The organism is Streptomyces saintjeani, assembly GCF_055409605.1.
The window spans coordinates 3897787-3918519 of the sequence record NZ_CP189624.1 but is presented as its reverse complement, the minus strand read 5'-3'; the positions used below and the strand labels follow the sequence as shown (position 1 = coordinate 3918519).

Here is a 20733-nt window from a genome sequence, read left to right as displayed (position 1 = left end):
AGATTAGAGGGTCATAGACACTGGTTGAGCAGTAGAGTGACACCATGGCGACGCGAAAGAAGGTTTCGGAGGATACCGGGCGTGCCCGGTACACCTACCGGCTTCGCGTGTCGTCGACCGCCCGCACGGCTCTGCTCGCCGAGTGGGACCGGTGCCGGTGGGTGTGGAACGAGTGCGTGGCCAAGTCCCGTGCTGTGCACGCCCATAACCGGGCGCACCCCGCGAGCGGGCTGACGTGCGGCCAGGCCCAGCTGGACAAGATGCTGACCGAGGCCCGTGCCTGCACGTCGTGGCTGCGTGAGGGTGCTTCGGTGCCGCAGCAGCAGATCATCCGGGACTTCGCGAAGTCCCGTGCGAAGGCGCTGAAGGACGTCGAGAAGCGTCTGCCCATGCATCGTCGGGCAGGGATGCCGAGGCCGAAGAAGAAGCGTGAAGCGTTGCCCACGCTCAACTACACGCAGCGTGGGTTCCGCCTGAAGGACGGCCGCCTGCGCCTCGCGGGTGGCATCGTCCTGGCGGTGGTGTGGTCGCGTGACCTTCCGGCCGTGCCTTCGTCGGTGCGGGTGTACCGGGACGCGGTGGGGCACTGGTACGCCTCGTTCGTCGTCACCATCGAAGCTCAGCCGTTGCCTGGCACGGGCCGCGTGCTCGGCGTGGACTGGGGAGTCAGGGAGACCGCCACCACCACGTCCGACGCCCACGACCTTCCTCATCCACAGCACGGACGGAAGGCTCAGGCGAAGCTGACCCGGTACGACCGGATGATGGCCCGCCGCAAACCGGCGAGGGGGCAGGCGTCGTCGAGGGGGTACCGCGAGGCGAAGAAGGGGCGGGCCAAGGCGTACGCGAAGATCGCCCGGCAGCGGCAGGACAGGGCACGCAAGTGGGCGAAGAAAGTTGTGCGTGACCATGACGTGATCGCTGTAGAGGACTTTCGGCCGAAGTTCCTCGCGAAGACCACCATGGCCCGCAAAGCTGCTGACGCGGCGATCGGTGCCACGAAGAAGGCCCTGGTCGAGATGGGCCGCAAACACGGGCGGGACATCCGTCTCGTGCATCCCGCGCACACCACCATGGACTGCGCATCGTGCGGAGCGAGAACCAAGCACGCACTGCCACTGTCCGAACGTACCTACACCTGCACCGCGTGCGGAGCCTCGTCCCCCAGGGACAAGAACTCCGCCCGCGTGATGCTCGTCCGGGCTGGTCTCAACCCGGCTGGTGCTGATGGCGGAAGACCTCCGGGAGCGCCGCTCCCGGAGGCGGCCTGAGCCAGAAATCCCCTCCTTTCGGGGAGGCGAGGATGTCAAAAGGTCCATCCCAGCAGACATACCGCGAGCGCCGCGACCGGCAGGGCCAACGCGTACGACCATTGCGCGCGCGACGCGTCGACCTCGTCGATGACCGGCATCGACCCGGCGTACCCCCGGCTGATCATCGCGAGGTGCACCCGCTCACCCCGCTCGTAGGACCGGATGAACAACGCCCCCGCCGACTTCGCGAGCACCCCCCACTGCCGGACTCCCCGCGCCTCGAACCCCCTCGACTCCCGCGCGATCCGCATCCGCCGCATCTCGTCGGTGATGAGATCCCCGTACCGGATCATGAACGAGGCGATCTGTACGAGGAGTTGAGGCAGCCGGAGCCGCTGCAACCCGAGGAGCAGCTCGCGCAACTCGGTTGTGGCCGCGAGCAGTACGGACGCGGCGACCCCCAACGTCCCCTTGGCGAGGACGTTCCACGCACCCCAGAGCCCGTTGACGCTGAGCGACATGCCGAGGACGTCGACGCGTGCCCCCTCCGCCACGAACGGCATCAGCACGGCGAACGCGACGAACGGCACCTCGATGAGCAGCCTCCGCAGCAGGAACCCGGCGGACACGCGCGCGCGGTACGCGACGACCCCCAGCAGCACCCCGTACACCGCGAACGCCCACATCGCCTCGCGCGGCGTCGACACGACGACCACGACGAACGCGAAGACGGCGGCGAGCTTGGTGTGCGGAGGAAGCGCGTGCACCGGCGTGTGCCGCTTCAGATAGAGCCGGTGCGCATGGCCGGCGCCCATGTCACGAACTCCCCGTACTCGAAACGGAGTTCACGCCCTCGGTACGCCGCCTGCGCACCACCCAGAACACCCCGCTCCCGGCGACGACGGTCGCCGTCACCCCGATCACCCCCGCGAGCCCGCCCGAAAGCCGCGCGTTCTCCACGTCCTTGACCCCGTAGTCCGCCAACGGCGAGTCGGCGGCGGCGTGTTCCTCGACCTGGGCGTCAAGTCCCTTGTCGGCGGCGACCTTTTCGAGGCCGTCGGGGTTCGCGGAGGCGTAGAAGCTCACAACTCCCGCCAGCAGCAAGGAGGCTGCCAGTCCGCCGAGCCACAGCTTCTTCCGGGACACGGGCCCGACCGGCGAGGGCGATGGAGCGACCGCGTCCACCAGTTCCCCGCCCACCCGCAGCTTCAACGGCGCCTGGAGCCCCCGCGCCCCGTACACCAGATCCGGCCGCACGGCGACGACCGAGCCGACCGTCAGCGCCGTGATCGCCGCCTCCCCGATCCCGATCAGCACGTGCACGCCGATCATCGCGCCCGCGACCTTGCCGATCGAGACGTCGGTGGTCCCGCCGATCGCGTACAGCAGCGTGAAGGCGGCGGCAGCGGCCGGTACGGACAGGAGCGCGGCGACGAAGGACGCGGCGGTGACGGTACGACGTCCCCGGGGCAGCACCTTCACCAGGCCCCGGAAGACGGCGTACGCGACGACCGTCGTCACGACCGCCATGTCCGTGATGTTGACGCCGAGCGCGGTGAGGCCGCCGTCCGCGAAGAGGATGCCCTGCATCAGGAGGACCACGGAGACGCAGAGCACCCCGGTATAGGGGCCGACGAGTATCGCCGCGAGCGCGCCTCCCAGGAGGTGGCCGCTCGTCCCCGCCGCGACCGGGAAGTTCAGCATCTGCACCGCGAAGATGAACGCCGCGACCAGGCCCGCCAGGGGAGCCGTCCGCTCGTCCAGTTCCCGGCGTGCGCCGCGCAGCGACACGGCGACCGCGCCTGCCGCGACGGCGCCGGTCACGGCGGAGGTCGGGGCGTCGATGAATCCGTCAGGTACATGCACCGTCCGATGATGTGGCCTGTTGCGAACCTCTTGCAAGAGCGGTCGGTGGGCAAAGTTTCAATACCGCTAATCGGAAAATATGCGACATTGGTAAGTGAAGCGGTCGCCCAGCTTCCGCACAGGTCACGCACCGTAAGGGGCCGTCCGATGTCGGTAGTCGAACAGTACGCACGCGCTCATATCGTCACCGACGAGGACCTGGTCGAAGAAGAGCGCGCGGCCGTACCCGTGGTCCTCAGGTACGACCCCGACGACGACCCCCGCGCCGTACGCGTCGACCTCCCCGGCGCCCACCGGATGACCGTTTCCCGGACCCTCCTGGAACAGGGCCTGCGCGCCCCGGCCGGTACCGGAGAGGTACGGGTATGGCCCTGCGGCCGGGTCCAGGCGGTGGTGGAGTTCCACTCCGCGCAGGGGGTGTCGGTCGTGCAGTTCGAGTCGAAGACGCTGGCGAGGTTCCTGCGGAAGACGTACGCCTAGGGAGCTACCCCGCAAGAGCTACCCCGCAAGAGCTACCTCGCGAGACGTACGCCTCGCGAGCTACCCCGCAAGACGTACCCCCACCGAGCTACCCCATCTTCAGCAGCGCCGCCACGATCGGCCCCGCCGTATCCCCACCGTGCCCACCCGCCTGCACAACCCCCGCCGCCGCCAGATCCCCGGCGTACGCGGTGAACCAGCCGTTCGCCTTCTCCTGGCTGTCCACCTCCGCCGACCCCGTCTTCGCCCCGAAGTCCCCGCTCATCCCGGACATCGCCTCGGCGGCCGTCCCGTACTGAGCCGTGTACTTCATCAGCTCGCGCAGCTGGCCGAGCGTCGACGCGGACATCGTGCGCGACGCCGTCGCGAGCTTCCGGTTGTCGAAGGACGGCGGGACCAGGTACGGCTGGTGGAAGCTGCCGTCCCTGACTGTCGCCGACACCGACGCCATGTTCAGCGGGTTCATCCGGACCCCGCCCTGCCCGATCAGCGACGCCCCCATCTGCGCGGCCTTCTGCACCGGCACCGACCCGTCGAAGGTCGGCACGCCCACCGACCAGTTGTCCATGGACAGCCCGAAGACCTGCTGCGCCTGCTCGGTCAGGCTGTCGTCGTCCAGCTCCGGCGCCTGGCTGATGAAGGCCGTGTTGCAGGACCGCGCGAAACTCGCCTTGAACGTGCCCTTCTTGATCTCGAACTCGTCGTCGTTCTGGAACTTCCAGCCGCCGTACGTGAAGTACTTCGGGCAGGGGTGCTCCTTGTCGGCGGACGCGAGCCCCTTCTCGATCAGCAGCGACGACGTGATCACCTTCATCGTCGACCCCGGCGCGAGCGAGCCGAGGAAGCCGACGTTGAAGCCCTTGCCGTTGTTCGCGACGGCGAGGATCTCGCCGGTCGACGCCTTCATGACGACGACGGACGCGCGCGGCTTCGCGGCGACCTGCTTCTCGGCGGCGGCCTGCATCGCCGGGCTGATCGTCGTCTTGACCGAACCCGGCGTGCCCTTGCTCAGCTCCAGCACCGTCTTGTCCGACAGGTCGAGCTTCTTCGACGCGGTGCCGCGCACGACGCGCAGCTCCACGCCCGCCTTGCCGCCCGCCTTCTTGCCGTACTTCTCGCGCAGCCCGTCCAGCACCGACGCCAGCGACGGGTACGCCTTCGCCGTCAGCTCCTGCCCGTCCCGGTCCAGCGCCTTCACCGGCGGCGTCCCGGACTCGCCGGTCACCAGCGAGTCGCCGTCCGCGAGGTCCGGGTGGACGACCGACGCGTGCCAGTCGACCTCCGGCTCGCCCGTCGTCGTACTGCGCACGACCGTCAGCGCGCTCGCGTACGCCAGCGGCTTGCTCACGCCCTCGAACGACACCATGCCCTTCACGGCGAACGGCACCTTCGCACCGGCCGCCGGGCCCGGGGTGAGGGTCACGCCGGTGATCCGCGCGTCCTTCGCGTACGCCGTGAGCAGCGCCGTCGCCGCCTTCGCGTCGTCCGTCGCCGCTGCCGCCCGCGGCACCTTGCCCTGCTGCCAGGACGTCAGGAACGCCGTCGACGCGGCGGTCACCTCGGCGGGCGTCAGGGGGCCCGTCTTGATCTTGGGCTTGCTGTCGGCCGAGGACGCCGCCGTACCGCTCTCCGCCGCCGCGCCGCCGCCGTACAGCGCGTACACGCCGAAGGCGGCGCCGCCGAGCACCACGGCCGCCATGCCGCCGACCACGGCCGGCCGCCGCTTGCTCCCGCGCGTCTCGTCGACACGCCTTCTCTTGCCCACGTACCTGACCTCCGCGCTCCCCGGGGACCCCACTGCCCTCACTCACCCCAACGACGGCGACCAGCCTAGGGTCCCCTTCTGCCCGGGTGACGTGCTTGTGACCTCAGCCACCCGTCCGTAGCGGGGTTGTGACAACAGGGCCGGGTGAGGCGGGTGTTGCGGGGTACGGCATGCGTTCACGGTAGGCGGCGGGGTGCGGAGGGGGTGAGCGTTTCCGGGAACGCGTCCTTAAGGGGAGGGTTTCTGATACTGCGGTCACCCCGCCTTCAGCACGCTCACCACGATCGGCCCCGCCGCGTCCACCCCGTGCCCCCCGCTCTGCACCATCGCCGCCGCCGCGACATCGTTCCGGTACGCCGTGAACCAGCTGTCCGACGTGGCGTTCCCGTCCGTCTCCGCCGAGCCGGTCTTCGCGCCGATGTTGCCGCCCGCGAGGCCGGCCATGACGTCGGCGGCGGTCCCGCTGACGGCCGTCCGGCGCATCATCGTGCGCAGTTGCTGCGAGGTGGAGGCGGACAGGCCCTGCGCGGTGGCCAGCGTGCGCCGGTCGAAGGAGAGCGGGACCAGGACCGGCTGGCGGAAGGTGCCCGTCTTCGCGGTGGCCGTGATGGACGCCATGTTCAGCGGGTTGAGCTGCACCCGGCCCTGGCCGATGAGGTTCGCGGCCTTGTCGGGGCCGGAGACCGCCGGGACCTCGCCGTCGACGGACGCGATGCCGATCTTCCAGTCGCCCCGCCCGATCCCGAACCTCTCCTGCGCCTCCTTCGTGAGCGAGTCGTCCGCGAGATCGTCCGTGTACTTGATGAAGGCGGTGTTGCAGGACCGCGCGAAACTGCTCGCCAGCGTCGCGCTCTCGTCCGGTTTCATGTCCGTGATGTTGCGGAAGGTCTGCCCCTCCCACATCGCCGTGTCCGTGCAGGGCGCGGGGCCGTTCGCCGTGGTCAGCCCGTTGTCGATGAGCGTGGCCGCCGTGACGATCTTCATCGTGGACCCCGGCGGACGCGCCCCGGACACGGCCGAGTTGAACCCGTTCGCCGTGTTGTTGGCGATGGCCAGGATGTCCCCCGTACTCGGCTGGATCGCGACCACCGACGACTCCGGGTACCTCTTCACCGCCGTCTCCGCCGCCGCCTGCACGCTCGCGCTGAGCGTCGTCCGCACCTTGCCCGCCTTGCCCTCGGCGAGCGTCACGAGCGTCTTGTCGGGCTGATCCGCCTGCGCGTGCCTGACGACCAGTTCGACCCCCGGCGTGCCGCCCGCCTGAACCCCGTACTTCTTGCGCAGCGCGTCCAGCGTGGCCCCCAGCGACGGGTACTTCTCCGCCGTCAGCACGGTCCCGTCCCGGCCCACCGCCTCGATCGCGGGCGCCCCCGAATCCCCCGTCACCAGCGTGTCCGTACCGCTCGTCAACGCCGGATGCACGACCGCCGGCTTCCAGTCCACCAGCGCCTTCCCGGTCGTGACACCGCGTACGACGGTGAGGCTGGTGCTGTACGAGAGCGGCTTCGACACGCTGCCGTACGACACCGTCGCGTCGACCCGGTACGGCACGGTGGCCCCGGTGATCGCTCCCGGCGTGATCTTCACACCGCCGATGTGCGCCTCGGTGCCGTACGCGGTGAAGAGCGGTCCGGCGACGCCCGCGTTGTTGGTCAGCCCCGCCGCGACACTCGCCTCGCCCTTCTCCCACGCGGCGAAGAACGCCGTGGCGGTGTCCTTGACCTCGCCGGAACTGGGCGGCCCGGTCTTCACGGGCGCGGGTCCCTTCGCGCTCGACCCGCCGTCCACCGCCGACAGCAGGTTGTACGCCCCGTACCCGGCGCCGCCCACCATCACGGCGAACACCGTCCCGACGACGGCGACCTTGACCCCCTTGGCCATGCCTTCTTCCTCCCCGTGTCCCCCATGGGCTCTTCTGAACATGTTCAAAAGAGCCCCTCTGTCTCGCACTGTATGCGGACGGAGGGGCCTGTGGGACCGGCGTATACGGAAAGTTGTCCGAATGGAGATGAGTCAGCAGGCTGAATCGAACAGGAACGATCAGCCACATCCGTGAACGGGGGACGTCAATATGCGAACGCCCTGGCCGTGTTCACCCCCAGCGCGCCCTCGTCAGTCGTACTCACGCAGAACAGCGACCAGTTGACGCCCCTCGACTGCCTTGTGGCGCAGCAGCACGGCGGCTGTGGTGTGGAGTTCGTTCCAGGAGCGACGGCCGACGCGTCGGGGACGGATGCCGTGGCGACGGCCAGGGACTGGGACGCCTCTCCGGCTGCGGCGAGGGCATGGGCGAGGCAGGTCCGGTACCAGGTTCTGGCCGTCGCCCACCTCATCGTGCTCGCGACCTTGACCGTGGCCTTGATCTGGGGCATCTCCGCTGCCGGAGGTGCTGCGTGAGGATCTGGAACGGCTTCCTCCAGGCCGTGACCCGAACGCTCGACAGGAATGACACCACCGGCATGTCGCCCATCCGCCGCTCCTAGGCTGGCTCGTCCCCACCCGACCGGAAGAAGGAACCTATGCGACCCGCGCGCTTCCAGGACTGGCTGATCGACGTCGTCAAGAACACGCCGGGAGTCGGTCGCGTCCAGTCCCTCGCCGACAGCGGTGACAGCAAGCATCCCTTCGGTATCGCGCTGACGCGGGACGGCAAGGAAGAGCTCTGGCAGATCACCGGCCAACTGGCCGACGGCGAGAAGCACGACCACGAGGAACGCTCGGTCGAGGACACCCCGTTCACCGCGCCGTTTCCGGAGGCCGACGCGGCGGCGGACGTCTGGCTCGTCGGCGCGATCGGAGCGTCCGAGTCCCCGGAGATCGCCCGTGTCGAGCGCTGGCAGGACCGCTCCGAAGGAGCATCGCAGTTCGGCTTCACGGTGTTCTTCCACGCGGGCTCCCGCGCCTTCGTCCGCCCTCTGTAGGGCCTCCGTGACGCGCTGGACCATGGCACGTCGGGGAGTGCACAGCACCGTCCGATCGACACCAGGAGTTCGACATGGAACCTGTGCCATGCACCCACGCCCGCTCGGGTGCGCGTTTCGACCCCGGCCTCATGGAAGGCAACTGCCCGGTCCGCGGAGCCGGGGTGGGCGCCGAGAAAGGCCAGCCGGTAGCCATGCACCAGAGGGCCGGTACCCGGGAAACGTGCCCCGGGTCGGGATCCCCCGCACTGTGACGTTCTGACACAGGCCCGCTCCTCCGTCTCACCGGGGCAGAGAGGCGGGCCCTGTCTGTTCAGCGGCTGCCAGCACTTCGCCGCCAGGATTCGCGAGAACTCACCGCAGGTGCTGACCAGCTCCGCCTGCTCAGGACAGACGGAACCTGCTTCACACCCACGTATCCATCCACATCCGAGCCCGCCAGTCATCCAGCGGCATAGCCGTCCCCGTATAGATCGGCCAGAAGTAGATGAAGTTCCACGCGATGAGCAGCACCAGCACCCCCGCCCCCGTCGCCCCGATCACCCGTCGGTTGTCGGAGGACCCCGGTGGACCCGCGAGGGCGCCGATCATCATCGCGAGCGCCAGGCACAGGAAGGGCAGGAAGACGTCGGCGTAGAAGAAGAAGATCGTGCGCTCCTGGTACATGAACCAGGGGAGGTAGCCGGCGGCGATGGCGCCCGCGATTGCGCCCGCCCGCCAGTCGCGGCGGAAGAACCAGCGCCACAGGACGTACAGGACGGCGAAGCAGGCGGCCCACCACAGGAGGGGCGTGCCGAGGGCGAGGACCTCGCGGGGGCACTTCTCGGCGACGCCGGAGGGGCAGCCGTCGACGCCGGGGGACGGGGTCTCGTAGAAGAAGGAGACGGGCCGGCCGAGGACGAGCCAGCTCCACGGGTTGGACTGGTACGAGTGCGGCGAGGTGAGGTGCGTATGGAACTTGTACACCTCGTGCTCGTAGTGCCACAGGCTCCGCAGCCAGTCGGGGAAGAGCCAGGTCCAGGAGCCGCCCTTGCCGTCGGTGGCGGCCCAGTTGCGGTAGTACCCGCCGGTGCCGTCGGACGGCGAGAGGATCCAGCCGGCCCAGGAGACGAGGTAGGTCAGGAGAACTACGGGTACGGTCGCGAGGAAGGCGTAACCCGTGTCATACCTGAGGACTGCCTGGTACGGGCTACGGGCGCCCGCGACCTTGCGCGTCCCGGCGTCCCACAGCAGCGCCATGACGATGAACGCGGCCATGAAGTACAGGCCGCTCCACTTCGTCCCGGTGGCGAGCCCGAGCATGAGACCGGCGGCCCAGCGCCAGGGGCGCCAGCCGAAGCGGAAGTGGTCGCCGAGGGAGGCGTCGGGGCGGTACCGCCCGTCCGCGTCCGGCGTCAGCGCCGCCGCCAGCTTCTCGCGCGCCTTGTCCCGGTCGATCACCAGGCACCCGAACGCCGCGAGGACGAAGAACATCAGCACGCCGTCGAGCAGCGCCGTACGGCTCATCACGAAGTGCAGGCCGTCCACGGCCATCAGCCCGCCCGCGAGGCAGCCGAGGAACGTCGAGCGAAACAGCCGCCGCCCGATGCGGCACAGGAGGAGCACCGACAGCGTCCCGAGCAGCGCCGTCATGAAGCGCCAGCCGAAGGGGTCGAAGCCGAACATCAGCTCGCCGAGGCCGATGACGTACTTGCCGACCGGCGGGTGGACGACGTACGCGGCGCCCGTGGGCACCGGCACGTTGCCGTTCGAGTTGAGGATGAGCTGGTTGACGTTCTTGTCCCAGCCGACCTCGAAGCCGCGGTGGACGAGGGCCCACGCGTCCTTCGCGTAGTACGTCTCGTCGAATATCACCGCCTTCGGACCGCCCAGGTTCCAGAACCGCAGCAGCCCCGCGAGCAGCGTCACCAGCAGCGGCCCGATCCACGCGGACCAGCGCGTCAGCCAGGCGGAGAGCCGGTAGGAGACGCCGAGCGACTGCCACAGCCGGGGGCTGGGCTCGGCGTACGCGGGGACCAGCCGCTCCCGTACGTCCGCGACCGGCCGTCCCTGGTACCCGAACCGGCGCAGCCGCTGCGGCCACGACATACGGTCGGCCCGCTCGGAGTCGTCGTCGGCGGGCCGGTGTTCCGTGGAGTCCGTGGAGGACGCGGTACTGGTCACCGCGCCATCGTAGGGAACAGGTCTGTGTGAGTCCCGTGCTTGGGCCGACCCGAGCAACTGGGAGGATGGAATCGTGACACCTACTCCCGCCACCCTCGTCCTCGCCGGAACGCCCATTGGGGACATCACGGACGCACCACCCCGGCTCGCGCGGGAGTTGGCCGAAGCCGACGTCATCGCCGCCGAGGACACGCGCAGGCTGCGGCGGCTGACGCAGGCTCTCGGCGTGACTCCCAGGGGGCGGGTCGTCTCGTACTTCGAGGGGAACGAGTCCGCGCGGACGCCGGAGCTGGTGGAGGCGCTGGTGGGGGGCGCGCGGGTGCTGCTCGTCACCGACGCGGGGATGCCGTCCGTGTCCGACCCCGGGTACCGGCTCGTCGCCGCCGCCGTCGAGCGGGACATCCGCGTCACGGCCGTACCGGGGCCGTCCGCCGTCCTCACCGCGCTCGCGCTGTCCGGGCTGCCCGTCGACCGGTTCTGCTTCGAGGGGTTCCTGCCGCGCAAGGCCGGCGAGCGGCTCTCGCGGCTGCGGGACGTGGCCGGGGAACGCCGTACGCTCGTCTATTTCGAGGCCCCGCACCGGCTCGACGACACCCTCGCCGCGATGGCCGAGGTGTTCGGTGCGGAGCGCCGGGCGGCCGTGTGCCGGGAGCTGACCAAGACGTACGAGGAGGTACGGCGCGGGGGGCTCGGGGAGCTGGCGGAGTGGGCCGCCGAAGGGGTACGCGGTGAGATCACCGTCGTCGTGTCGGGGGCGCCGGAGCGGGGGCCCGAGGAGCTGGACGCCGGTGAACTCGTGCGGCGCGTGCAGGTGCGGGAGGCTGCCGGGGAGCGGCGTAAGGAGGCCATCGCGGCGGTCGCCGTGGAGGCCGGGATCGCCAAGCGGGTCGTGTTCGACGCGGTCGTCGCCGCCAAGAACAACACCTGACGGCCGGAGTCCGTTTTATGCCGTCCTGGGCTTCATGTCTTAGCAAAGCGGTTTCTCCGAAGGCAAAGCCCAGACGCCCCTGCCGACTCCTTTGGTAAGGAAACGCCAAATCGCGCCCAACAAAGAACAGGGCGGCTACCGGGCGGGGTCTCCCGGGCGTCCACTGAGGTGGAGGGACAGACAGGACGTCCCCCGGTCAGCGGACCTAAGGAGCTGGCATGAGCGAGATTTCAGGGCGTACCGGCCTGCGCGACGGAGCGACGGCCGTGGTCAACGAGTCCTACTCCTTCGCCTGCATGCGCTGCGGGCACGGCTGGGAGCAGTCGTACGAGATCGAGCACCACACGGACGCGGACGGCCACCAGTTCGTGATGTACGTCGCGGAGGGCAAGGTCGTCCCGTCCCCGCTCTCCCGCCCCACCTGCCAGAACTGTGACGCGCACGTGGTGCGGATCATGCGGGCGGGGCAGGTGTCGTCGGTACGGGAGGCCGCGCGGCGGCCGTACAAGGTGCCGGTGGCACGGGCCGAGGCGGTCACGGACGGGGCGGCGACGGAGCCGGGCGAGCCGCACCACTGGCATCTGTCGGACCTGCTGCACCCGTTCCGCAAGGCGAGCTGACGCGGAGGCGACCGGCGCCGGCGAGGGGGGCTCGCCGGCGCCGGGCCGCTGCGGAAATCGCCGCGATACGGCGGCACCCGCTTCCGTAGGATCAGGACATGCCTGCGAACGCCTCCGACAAGAACGCCGCCCCGCCCCTCCCGGAACCCCTCCGCGTCCCGGTCGCCGACTCCCACACGCACCTCGACATGCAGTCGGGGACGGTGGAGGAGGCGTTGGCCAAGGCGGCGGCCGTCGGGGTGACGACGGTCGTGCAGGTCGGGTGCGACGTACGCGGCTCGCGGTGGGCGGCCGAGACGGCCCAGGCGTACGACGCCGTCCACGCGGCCGTCGCCCTGCACCCCAACGAAGCGCCCCGCATCGTGCACGGCGACCCCGATGGCTGGTCCCGCCAGGGCGCGCGTCGGCCGGGCGGCCGGGCGGCTCTGGACGAGGCCCTCGCCGAGATCGACCGCCTCGCCGCGCTCCTCCACGTCAAGGGCGTCGGTGAGACGGGGCTCGACTACTTCCGTACGGGCCCCGAGGGCAAGGAGTCCCAGGAAGCGTCCTTCCGCGCGCACATCGAGATCGCCAAGCGGCACGGGAAAACCCTGGTGATCCACGACCGGGACGCCCACGACGACGTCCTGCGCGTCCTGAAGGAAGAGGGCGCCCCCGACCGCACGGTCTTCCACTGCTACTCCGGCGACGCGGAGATGGCCCGGATCTGCGCCCGAGCCGGCTACTTCATGTCCTTCGCGGGCAACGTCACGTTCAAGAACGCCCAGCCCCTGCGGGACGCGGTGTCGGTGTCCCCGCTCGAACTCCTCCTCGTCGAGACGGACGCCCCCTTCCTGACCCCGGCGCCCTACAGGGGCCGCCCCAACGCGCCGTACCTGATCCCGGTCACGGTGCGGGCGATGGCGGAGGTCAGGGGGGTCGACGAGGACACGCTCGCGGAGGCGCTGGGGGGGAACACGGGCAGGGCGTTCGGGTACTGAGGAACCGATGGACGCGAAGAACTGGCACGACCGCCGCCGCTGTGGTGGACCGTGCCGGGTCATCGGCGGGACGGGGCGGGGGTCCTCGTGCTGCTCATCGCGTGGAACTTCATCTACTTCTGGCCGATCTATACGGGGACGGCGATGCCGCTGGATGGGCGTCTGACACCCGAATCCCTGGGCAGACGAGGTGTTACACCTTGACAGCGGCCGTTACGGCGGGCCTGACACCTGCCGTAACGCCTCCCACTCCGCCCCCTGACCTGCAAGGTAGCGGAATCAGCGGCCTTACAGGTGGGGGTCCGCCGTCGGGAGTGCGGCGGCACCGATCTGCGACAGAAGCACTGCCGACACGGTCAGAACTCGTACTGCAATTCGTAGAGATGCCCTGCCTTGGCCATGACCGTGACCTCGATCGGGCGTTCGTCGTCGCTGTAGACCACCCGGAAGGTACGGAGGACAGGAAGGTCACTCGGGAGTCGCAGGGCTTCGAACTGTTCCTGGGTGGGGACGCGTGCGGAGACCCGGTCCACGGTGCGGCGCGGCGGGTACCCCATCTCTGCGAGCAGTGTGGGGGTGCCGCCCCGGATCTTCCGGCGTTCGGCCATGGCTGTGCCGCGAGCCAGTTCAACCGGGTAGTAGGACTTCACCAACTCGACCGGCGATCCGTCGTACGAGAGGACTTGGCGCCGCAGCACGGCCATGCCGTTCTTGTCGAGCCTCAGTGCTGCCGCAACGTCCACTGGCGGACGCACCTCTGCAACCTCCAACAGTTCGATGCTTCCGCGTCTGCCCTTGCTGGTTGCCGCTGTGAGCCATGAGTACTGCTCACCGGGCGGCGCCGGTTGACCAGTGTCCGCAGGCCGGATGGTCTCCTGTTGGTGCGGCCGGACCGTCACCGCCGAACCGGGGCGGCCGACGGCAAGACGTTCGTCTTTCAGTACCTGGAGAGCCTTCTGAACAGTCGCGTTGGCCACCTCGAACCGGTCCCTGAGCTGCTGGGTCGAGGGGAGGTTGGCGCCGGGCTGAAGGTCTCCCGACATGATTTCGTCGCGGAGATCGGCCGCGATGCGTTCGTGAAGCGGGCGTCGGTCGTGAGCGTCCAGTTCCGCCTTGGGCACGTCAGTCAGATCCTCGGTTCGAGTTCGTAGCAGAGTCGTTGGCCGGTCGCCGGGTAAACGGATTCGTCGACCTGGAAGCGCCGGCCGTCGGAGTCCATCGTCAGCCGGGTCATGCAGAGGACGGGTTCGACGTCGCTGAGGTCGAGTACTTGTCGCTCGGCATCGGTGGGCATACGTGCGGAGACTTCCTCCCGGACGCGGTGCGCGGAGTAGCCCAGTTCGGCAAGGAGGGTGACCGCGCCGCCCCGGATCTTCCGGGTTCCTTCCAGACGGGTGCCGCGCGCGACTTCCGTCGGGTAGTAGGTGTCGGTCAGCTCAACGGGATGGTCATCGAGGTAGATGATGCGTTGGCGCACCACCACGGTGGCACCCTCGTCGACCATGAGTAGTGCCGCCACACCCGGGGGTGCGGGAACCTCCCCTGCCCGAACGACCCGCTGACTGCCCACGCCTCCCCTGGCTGCGGCTTCCTCCTGCCACGCATCGCCCTGCCCGTTCTCCCGGGGTGCCACGTACGGCACTGAGCTGCTGACCCAATCACTGCTGCTCACGTCCGCACTCCCTTCCCATCGATGTGGTGGACGACCTCACCGCTTTACACGATAAGCGATACGATCGCGACGATAACCTTGCCACCTTTCGCGTATAGCGATACGATCCTCGTGTTGTGCCGCACCAGCGGAAGCGGCACAGAGGACTGTGTTCGCGCTGTTCATAGGCCCGAGGGGAAGCCTGTAGAGGCGAGTGCGGACGGCACGAGAAAGAACCCCGGCGAGGTGTCCGGTGTTGGTGCACCGGCCCGCCAGGGCTCAAGCGCAGGAGCGGCGCTCGCGGCCGGCGAAGCCGCCGTGGACGCCGGGCGCCGAGCCGGTCTGACGCGCTCCCACTCCGCCACGCACATCCTGCACGCCGTCGTCATGGCCACCCCCGGCGAGGAACTCGCCAGCGGCGGGGACGGCGATGCCGGTCGACGACTGGCGGGCCAGGATGTGGCTGGGCACGTAGGTGTGAAGCAGGTTCCGTCTGCCCTGAGCAGGCGGAGCCGGTCAGAACCTGCGGTGAGTTCTCGCGAATCTTGGCGGCGAAGTGCTGGCAGCCGCTGAACAGACAGGGCCCGCTCCTCTGCCCCGGTGAGACGGAGGAGCGGGCCTGTGTCAGAACGTCACAGTGCGGGGGAGCCTGAACCGGGGCACGTCTCCCGGGTGCCGGCCCTCTGGTGCATGGCTACCGGCTGGCCCTTCTCAGCACCCACCCCGGCTCCGCAGACCGGGCAGTTGCCTTCCATGAGGCCGGGGTCGAAACGCGCACCTGGGCGGGTGCAGGGCACAGATTCCATGTCGAACTCCTTGTATCGAGCGGACGGATGGTGCTGTGCACTCCCCGACGTGCCATGGTTCAGCGCGTCGCGGAGGGTCTACAGAGGGCGGACGAAGGCGCGTGAGCCCGCATGGAAGAACACCGTGAAGCCGAACTGCGACGCCCCTTCGGGACGGTCCTGCCAGCGCTCGACACGGGCGATCTCCGGGGACTCGGACGCTCCGATCGCGCCGACGAGCCAGACGTCCGCCGCCGCGTCGGCCTCCGGAAACGGCGCGGTGAACGGGGTGTCCTCGACCGAGCGTTCCTCGTGGTCGTGCTTCTCGCCGTCGGCCAGTTGGCCGGTGATCTGCCAGCGCTCTTCCTTGCCGTCCCGCGTCAGCGCGATACCGAAGGGATGCTTGCTGTCACCGCTGTCGGCGAGGGACTGGACGCGGCCGGCTCCCGGCGTGTTCTTGACGACGTCGATCAGCCAGTCCTGGAAGCGCGCGGGTCGCATAGGTTCCTTCTTCCGGTCGGGTGGGGACGAGCCAGTTTAGGAGTGGCGGACGTGCGACATGCCGGTGACGGCCAACCCGCCGAGCGTTCGGGCCCCGGCGTGGAAGAAACCTCAGCAGCGCCTCCGGCAGAGGAGATTCCCCAGATCAAGGCCACGATCAAGGTCGCGAGCACGGTGAGGTAGGCGATGGCCAGGACGTGCCTGTTCATGTCAGCGTCCTCGTCGCGAGCATGTCGTAGCGCTCTCCCAGAGCCACCAGACACCGAGCCAACTCCCGGACATGTCCCACGTCGTGGCGTCCGGCGAGGCCGAGGAGGAAACGGGCTTCACCGACAGCGTCCTGAGCGGCTCTCGCCAGTTCATGTTCCCCTGCGGCCCGCTCGACCTGAGGGATCAACCGCGCCAGAGCGGAGGCGAAGTCCCGGCCGAACCCGGCCACCGTCCGGTGGCGGGGCGGTGTTTCCTGGGCGAGGAACCAACCGGCCTCGGCGCGTGCCGCGTTGACCGTCGGTGCCTGGTGGTCGTCGGCCTGGGGTTCCAGGTGGTGAAACGGACATGCGCACCCGGGGAACCGCAGTGGCAGCGTTTCCCGCACCGGGTTCGGCCCGACGGACACCGTACGGATGCCGTGGTCGCGGGTGACCCGGCCGTACCGGTCGACGGTGAACACATGCATCGTCATCCGGGGTTCGGGAGGACGCCGTGTCTCCCCGAACGGGGTTGTACTGTCGGGCATGTTGACGCTCCTCAGCAGCGTTGGCCACGCCCCGGGGCCCTGCAAGGCCGCCGGGGTCTTCGGACCAAGACCTTCGCGCCCGCCACCGCACAATCCCATCCCACGGCCCTATAGCCCCGTCCTATATTGGGAGTTATGGGGAACTCCCAACCCGACCTGTGGTCTCACCCGGCACTTATCGCCGCAGCCGCCGAGGAGGACTGGGGCGCGGTCTTCCGCATCTACCGCAAGCTCACCGGCCTGAGCCAGACGAAGTTGGGGGAACGGGTCGGTCTCGCCCAGCCCGATGTGTCGGACATCGAGCGAGGGCGACGTCATGTCACCTCGACCGAGGTACGGCAGCGCATTGTCGCGGGCCTGGGGACACCCGCGAGCACGGCGTCCCCATCAGCAGCACCGGTTCCTGCACTGGTGCTGGACGACATGGCACCCGACGCGGACTTGCTCACCCGCGTCACCCGCGTCGTCGACGACGGACACCGAGTGGACGCGCCCACCCTCGACTGGCTCGACCGGCTGCTGGCCGAGCACCGCCGGGCCGAGGACGAGATCGGCTCCCGCCCGCTGGCCGGCGTGATGCGCCAGCAGCTTCGTACGGTCGTCGGTCTCTATACGGGAGCGCGCGGCCCCCTGGCCGACCGCGTGGTCCGGCTCGCCGCCGAACACGCCCAGTTCCTGGCCTGGATGGCACAGGACCAGGGCCGGTCGGCCGCCGCGCTGGCCTGGTACGACCGCAGCCATGAATGGGCGTTGGAGGCCGGGGACGCCGACATGGCCGCGACAACGCTGAGCATGAAGGCCCACATGGCGTGGTCCGGCGGACGGGGAACGCGGTGCGTACGGCTCGCCGAAGCCGCACAGTGGTCGGTCTCCGGCGCATCCCTCGGCGTACGGGGCATGGCCGCACAGATGGCCGCCCGTGGCCACGCCCTCAACGGCGACGCGGACGACGCCATGCGGCTCCTGGACAACGCGCAAGCCCTGATCGGCCGGGCCGCCGAACGCCCGGAGGACGAGCCGCCGTGGATGTACTTCTACGGCGAGACCTGGTTCACCCTGCAACGCGGCATGGCCGCCATGCACGTACGGGACTGGCGCACAGCCGTCGACCGCCTCACCGTCGGCCTCGCTGCCCTGCCCGACACCTACCGGCGCGACAGAACCTGGTACCGGACGTGCCTCGCTCACGCCCTCGCCGCAGCCGGAGAGGCGCCCCAGTCCTTGGCCGTTGCCACGGCATCCGTCCCCGACGCGTCGGCCCTCGGACGCCCCCACTCGTGGAACGAACTCCACACCACCGCTGCGGTACTGCTGCGCCGCAAGGCAGCCGAGGGGCGTCAACTGGTCGCTGTTCTGCGTGAGTACGACTGACGAGGGCGCGAAGAACTGGCGCCGATCGGCAAGGACGTTGACGGAGGCCCCGGGCGGCGGCATCATGGTCGACCGCGTGGCCTACGCCGAACCTCCCGTGACCGTCCCCAGCGCGGTCTTCCATCGGAGGCAAAGGGACCAGCGTCTCAGGTCGTTGTCGCAGCCCGATCGTCTTGTGCGAGGTTGCTGGGGAGCTGTCGCTCAGGGCGTGGAAGGCCGCGATGACAGCCCACAGGAACTTCAAGCGCCAGGTGCGTGCCCGCGCCGCGAAGACCGGTGAGTCCTACACGTCCGCTCTGCGGCACTTCCGTCCGACTCCATCAGGAGACGTCATGTCGGAAGCGGGGAATCCCCAAAGCGTGCGGCTCGCCGTGGCGCAGACCCCCGTGCGGGAAGACCCCCGGGACGCCGAGGCGCTGCGTGAGAGCGGGCGTGAGGTCCGGGAGCTGATGCGCGAGGCCGGGGCCGGGGGAGCCCGGGTCGTGCACTTCCCGGAGGGGGCGATCTGCTTTCCCAGCAAGTTCGCCCTGTCCGTCGATGGTCCGGACACGGTCGGGCCGGCGGACTGGGAGCGGTGTCAATGGACCGTGCTCCAGGCCGAGTTGGCCGCCATCGCCGAGCTGGCCCGTGAGCTGCGGCTGTGGACCGTGATCCCGTCGGTGCACCGCCTGACCGGCCCGAACCGTCCGCACAACAGCCTGTACGTCGTCTCCGACGCCGGCGAGGTCGTCACGCGGTACGACGAGCGTTTGTTGTCGAGGACGAAGGTCTCGTACATGTACGCGCCGGGCGTCTCCCCGGTGACCTTCGAGGTCGACGGTGTCCGCTTCGGCTGCCTGCTCGGCATGGAGATCCACTACCCGGAGCTGTTCGCGGAGTACGAGGAACTGGACGTCGACTGCGTCCTGTTCTCCACGAGCGGCACGCCGGGGAACACCGCCGCCCAGGCCCAGGGCTACGCCACGGCCAACAGCTACTGGGTCAGCTTCGCCGTGCCCGCGCGGTACAGGGCGCCGTCCGGGATCGTCGCGCCCGACGGCGACTGGCTCGCCCGGTGCCGCGTGGACGGTTCGCCGTCGGTGGCCGTCGCGGACCTCGACGACAGCTCCGAGGCCGCCGCCGGGGCGGTGACCTACGGGCGTCCGTGGCGTCGCGAGGCGCGGTCGTGCATCTACGCGGAGCATCAGGTGAGCGATCCGCGCAGCGCGGACCGGACGGCGGCTTTCTAGCGCACGGCCCATTCGAACGCCACCCTGAGTAGCCGAGTCGCTTTGGAGAGTCACGTAGGACCCGCTAGGTTCTGTGGGCCCGATGGACCCCCGTCTTCTGGAGCGTGTCGGCGTGAGCAGTTCGCAGTACACGTACGCACCGCAGTACGAGCCGCCTGTCGTGGAGGGGGAATATCCGGGTGAGCGGCCTTTTTCGGCGGCTCCCCAGGCGGAGGCCCTGCAACCGGCGGCCCCGCACCCGGAGGCCCTGCACCCGGCGGCCCCCCAGCCCCTCGTCCCCCGCCAGGGCGGCGCCCGGCGTCGGGCCGCCAAGCGGCGGAGGACCAAGGGGGCCGGCGAGTCGGGCGTGCGCAGGCTCCTCCCGCAGGCCCTCGTCGTCGCGTTCCTCGCCGGCGGCACCAGCGCGTTCGTCGCCCAGGACAAGGCCGTCGAGCTGACCGTCGACGGCGCGCCCCGGACGCTGCACACCTTCGCCGACGACGTCACCGAACTGCTCGCCGAGGAGGGGGTCCACCTCGGCGAGCACGACCTCGTCGTCCCGGCCCCCGGCGAGGAACTCGCCAGCGGCGACGAGGTCACCGTCCACTACGGCCGCCCCGTACGCCTCACCCTCGACGGCACCCGGCGCGAAGTGTGGACGACCGCCCGCACCGTCGCCGGCGCGCTCAGGCAGCTCGGCGTCCGGGCCGAGGGCGCGTACGTCTCCACGTCCCGCTCCCAGCGGATCGGCCGCGCCGGGCTCGTGCTGGACGTCCGTACGGAGCGGTCCGTCACTGTCATGGCCGACGGGCGGGCCCGCACGATCCGGACGAACGCCGGGACCGTCCGCGAGGCCGTCGAGGCCGCCGGGATCACCCTCTCCGGGCAGGACACGACCTCCGTACCGCCCGGCAGCTTCCCCCGCGACGGCCAGACCGTCACCGTCCTGCGCATCACCGGCACCCGCGAGGTCCGCGAGGAGCCGGTCGACTTCGAGGTCCGCCACACCGAGGACCCCTCGCTGTTCAAGGGGACGGAGGTGGTGGAACAGCAGGGCGTGCCGGGGCTGCGGAGGGTGACGTACACGCTCAGGACGGTGAACGGGGTCCGCCAGAAGCCGAAGAGGCTCCGGGTGGAGGTCGTACGCGAACCCCGCGACCAGCTCGTCCGGGTGGGTACGAAGCCCCTGCCGACGTCGGTGGCGGGCGCGGACGGCCTGAACTGGGGCGGCCTGGCGGCGTGCGAGTCGGGTGGCCGCCCGAACGCGGTCGACCCGTCGGGGACGTACGGCGGCCTCTACCAGTTCGACACCCACACCTGGCAGAGCCTCGGCGGCAGCGGACGCCCCCAGGACGCGTCGGCGTCGGAACAGACGTACCGGGCGAAGAAGTTGTACGTCCGCCGGGGGGCGAGCCCCTGGCCGCACTGCGGGGCGCGGTTGCAGGGGTGAGGGGGCTGCCCTCGGGCGTGCTCTCGCCGCGCCCGCTTCGCGCCGCCACTCCACC

The 20733-nt window shown here is 69.9% G+C and carries 20 protein-coding genes; 10 read left to right on the top strand and 10 right to left on the bottom strand.

Features of this window, described 5'->3' with window-relative positions:
- Nucleotides 1-44 precede the first annotated feature (44 nt).
- Nucleotides 45-1271, top strand: coding sequence for an RNA-guided endonuclease InsQ/TnpB family protein (locus tag ACQCO7_RS17640; RefSeq protein WP_464072747.1), 1227 nt, complete (start codon nt 45-47; stop codon nt 1269-1271).
- 35 nt (nt 1272-1306) lie between these two features.
- On the opposite strand, the gene cbiQ is transcribed toward ACQCO7_RS17640, so the two are convergent.
- Together cbiQ and ACQCO7_RS17630 are read right to left on the bottom strand one after the other, a co-directional pair.
- Nucleotides 1307-2068, bottom strand: a complete 762-nt coding sequence (gene cbiQ, locus ACQCO7_RS17635; RefSeq protein WP_464072746.1) for a cobalt ECF transporter T component CbiQ — start codon at nt 2066-2068, stop codon at nt 1307-1309.
- A gap of 1 nt (nt 2069) precedes the next feature.
- Nucleotides 2070-3119 (bottom strand): energy-coupling factor ABC transporter permease, encoded by a 1050-nt coding sequence (locus tag ACQCO7_RS17630; RefSeq protein ID WP_464072745.1) that lies wholly within the window; start codon nt 3117-3119, stop codon nt 2070-2072.
- 147 nt (nt 3120-3266) lie between these two features.
- Here ACQCO7_RS17630 and ACQCO7_RS17625 point away from each other — a divergent pair, with 147 nt between their 5' ends.
- Nucleotides 3267-3599 (top strand): SsgA family sporulation/cell division regulator, encoded by a 333-nt coding sequence (locus tag ACQCO7_RS17625; RefSeq protein ID WP_464072744.1) that lies wholly within the window; start codon nt 3267-3269, stop codon nt 3597-3599.
- Between the two features lie 88 nt (nt 3600-3687).
- Here ACQCO7_RS17625 and ACQCO7_RS17620 read toward each other — a convergent pair whose 3' ends face one another.
- Nucleotides 3688-5364 (bottom strand): penicillin-binding transpeptidase domain-containing protein, encoded by a 1677-nt coding sequence (locus ACQCO7_RS17620; protein WP_464072743.1) that lies wholly within the window; start codon nt 5362-5364, stop codon nt 3688-3690.
- Nucleotides 5365-5619: 255 nt separating this feature from the next.
- Complete coding sequence (locus ACQCO7_RS17615) at nt 5620-7245, bottom strand: penicillin-binding transpeptidase domain-containing protein (protein WP_464072742.1); 1626 nt, start codon at nt 7243-7245, stop codon at nt 5620-5622.
- A gap of 207 nt (nt 7246-7452) precedes the next feature.
- Between ACQCO7_RS17615 and ACQCO7_RS17610 the strand changes: the two genes are divergently transcribed.
- Together ACQCO7_RS17610 and ACQCO7_RS17605 are read left to right on the top strand one after the other, a co-directional pair.
- Nucleotides 7453-7761 (top strand): hypothetical protein, encoded by a 309-nt coding sequence (locus tag ACQCO7_RS17610; RefSeq protein ID WP_464072741.1) that lies wholly within the window; start codon nt 7453-7455, stop codon nt 7759-7761.
- Between the two features lie 122 nt (nt 7762-7883).
- The gene (locus ACQCO7_RS17605; RefSeq protein WP_464072740.1) at nt 7884-8285 is read left to right on the top strand and encodes a hypothetical protein; all 402 of its coding nucleotides are present in this window, start codon (nt 7884-7886) and stop codon (nt 8283-8285) included.
- A gap of 405 nt (nt 8286-8690) precedes the next feature.
- On the opposite strand, the gene ACQCO7_RS17600 is transcribed toward ACQCO7_RS17605, so the two are convergent.
- Nucleotides 8691-10448 carry a dolichyl-phosphate-mannose--protein mannosyltransferase gene (locus ACQCO7_RS17600; protein WP_464072739.1) on the bottom strand — a complete coding sequence of 586 codons (1758 nt, stop codon included), beginning with the start codon at nt 10446-10448 and terminating at the stop codon, nt 8691-8693.
- 73 nt (nt 10449-10521) lie between these two features.
- On the opposite strand from ACQCO7_RS17600, the gene rsmI reads away from it, so the two are divergent.
- From rsmI to ACQCO7_RS17585, 3 genes are all read left to right on the top strand, one after another.
- Nucleotides 10522-11376: a 16S rRNA (cytidine(1402)-2'-O)-methyltransferase gene (rsmI, locus tag ACQCO7_RS17595; protein WP_010354936.1), complete on the top strand. Its 855-nt coding sequence runs from the start codon at nt 10522-10524 to the stop codon at nt 11374-11376.
- Nucleotides 11377-11594: 218 nt separating this feature from the next.
- Nucleotides 11595-11996, top strand: coding sequence for a hypothetical protein (locus tag ACQCO7_RS17590; RefSeq protein WP_464072738.1), 402 nt, complete (start codon nt 11595-11597; stop codon nt 11994-11996).
- A gap of 98 nt (nt 11997-12094) precedes the next feature.
- Nucleotides 12095-12976, top strand: a complete 882-nt coding sequence (locus ACQCO7_RS17585) for a TatD family hydrolase (RefSeq protein WP_464072737.1) — start codon at nt 12095-12097, stop codon at nt 12974-12976.
- Nucleotides 12977-13332: 356 nt separating this feature from the next.
- Here ACQCO7_RS17585 and ACQCO7_RS17580 read toward each other — a convergent pair whose 3' ends face one another.
- The 5 genes from ACQCO7_RS17580 to ACQCO7_RS17560 all read right to left on the bottom strand — a co-directional run bounded on the left by ACQCO7_RS17580 (nt 13333) and on the right by ACQCO7_RS17560 (nt 16649).
- A complete protein-coding gene (locus tag ACQCO7_RS17580; protein WP_464072736.1) occupies nt 13333-14097 on the bottom strand; it encodes a GntR family transcriptional regulator in 765 nt (254 codons plus the stop codon).
- Between the two features lie 5 nt (nt 14098-14102).
- Nucleotides 14103-14495 (bottom strand): UTRA domain-containing protein, encoded by a 393-nt coding sequence (locus ACQCO7_RS17575; RefSeq protein WP_464077224.1) that lies wholly within the window; start codon nt 14493-14495, stop codon nt 14103-14105.
- 411 nt (nt 14496-14906) lie between these two features.
- Nucleotides 14907-15098: a hypothetical protein gene (locus ACQCO7_RS17570; protein ID WP_464072735.1), complete on the bottom strand. Its 192-nt coding sequence runs from the start codon at nt 15096-15098 to the stop codon at nt 14907-14909.
- A gap of 413 nt (nt 15099-15511) precedes the next feature.
- Nucleotides 15512-15913, bottom strand: a complete 402-nt coding sequence (locus tag ACQCO7_RS17565; RefSeq protein ID WP_464072734.1) for a hypothetical protein — start codon at nt 15911-15913, stop codon at nt 15512-15514.
- Between the two features lie 205 nt (nt 15914-16118).
- On the bottom strand, nt 16119-16649 hold the full coding sequence (locus tag ACQCO7_RS17560) for a DUF6415 family natural product biosynthesis protein (protein ID WP_464072733.1): 531 nt from the start codon (nt 16647-16649) through the stop codon (nt 16119-16121).
- A 135-nt stretch (nt 16650-16784) separates the two neighbouring features.
- On the opposite strand from ACQCO7_RS17560, the gene ACQCO7_RS17555 reads away from it, so the two are divergent.
- The 3 genes from ACQCO7_RS17555 to ACQCO7_RS17545 all read left to right on the top strand — a co-directional run bounded on the left by ACQCO7_RS17555 (nt 16785) and on the right by ACQCO7_RS17545 (nt 20678).
- Complete coding sequence (locus ACQCO7_RS17555; protein ID WP_464072732.1) at nt 16785-18020, top strand: helix-turn-helix domain-containing protein; 1236 nt, start codon at nt 16785-16787, stop codon at nt 18018-18020.
- Between the two features lie 221 nt (nt 18021-18241).
- A complete protein-coding gene (locus tag ACQCO7_RS17550; RefSeq protein WP_464072731.1) occupies nt 18242-19249 on the top strand; it encodes a carbon-nitrogen hydrolase family protein in 1008 nt (335 codons plus the stop codon).
- 82 nt (nt 19250-19331) lie between these two features.
- Nucleotides 19332-20678: a ubiquitin-like domain-containing protein gene (locus ACQCO7_RS17545; protein ID WP_464072730.1), complete on the top strand. Its 1347-nt coding sequence runs from the start codon at nt 19332-19334 to the stop codon at nt 20676-20678.
- The last annotated feature ends 55 nt before the right edge of the window (nt 20679-20733 follow it).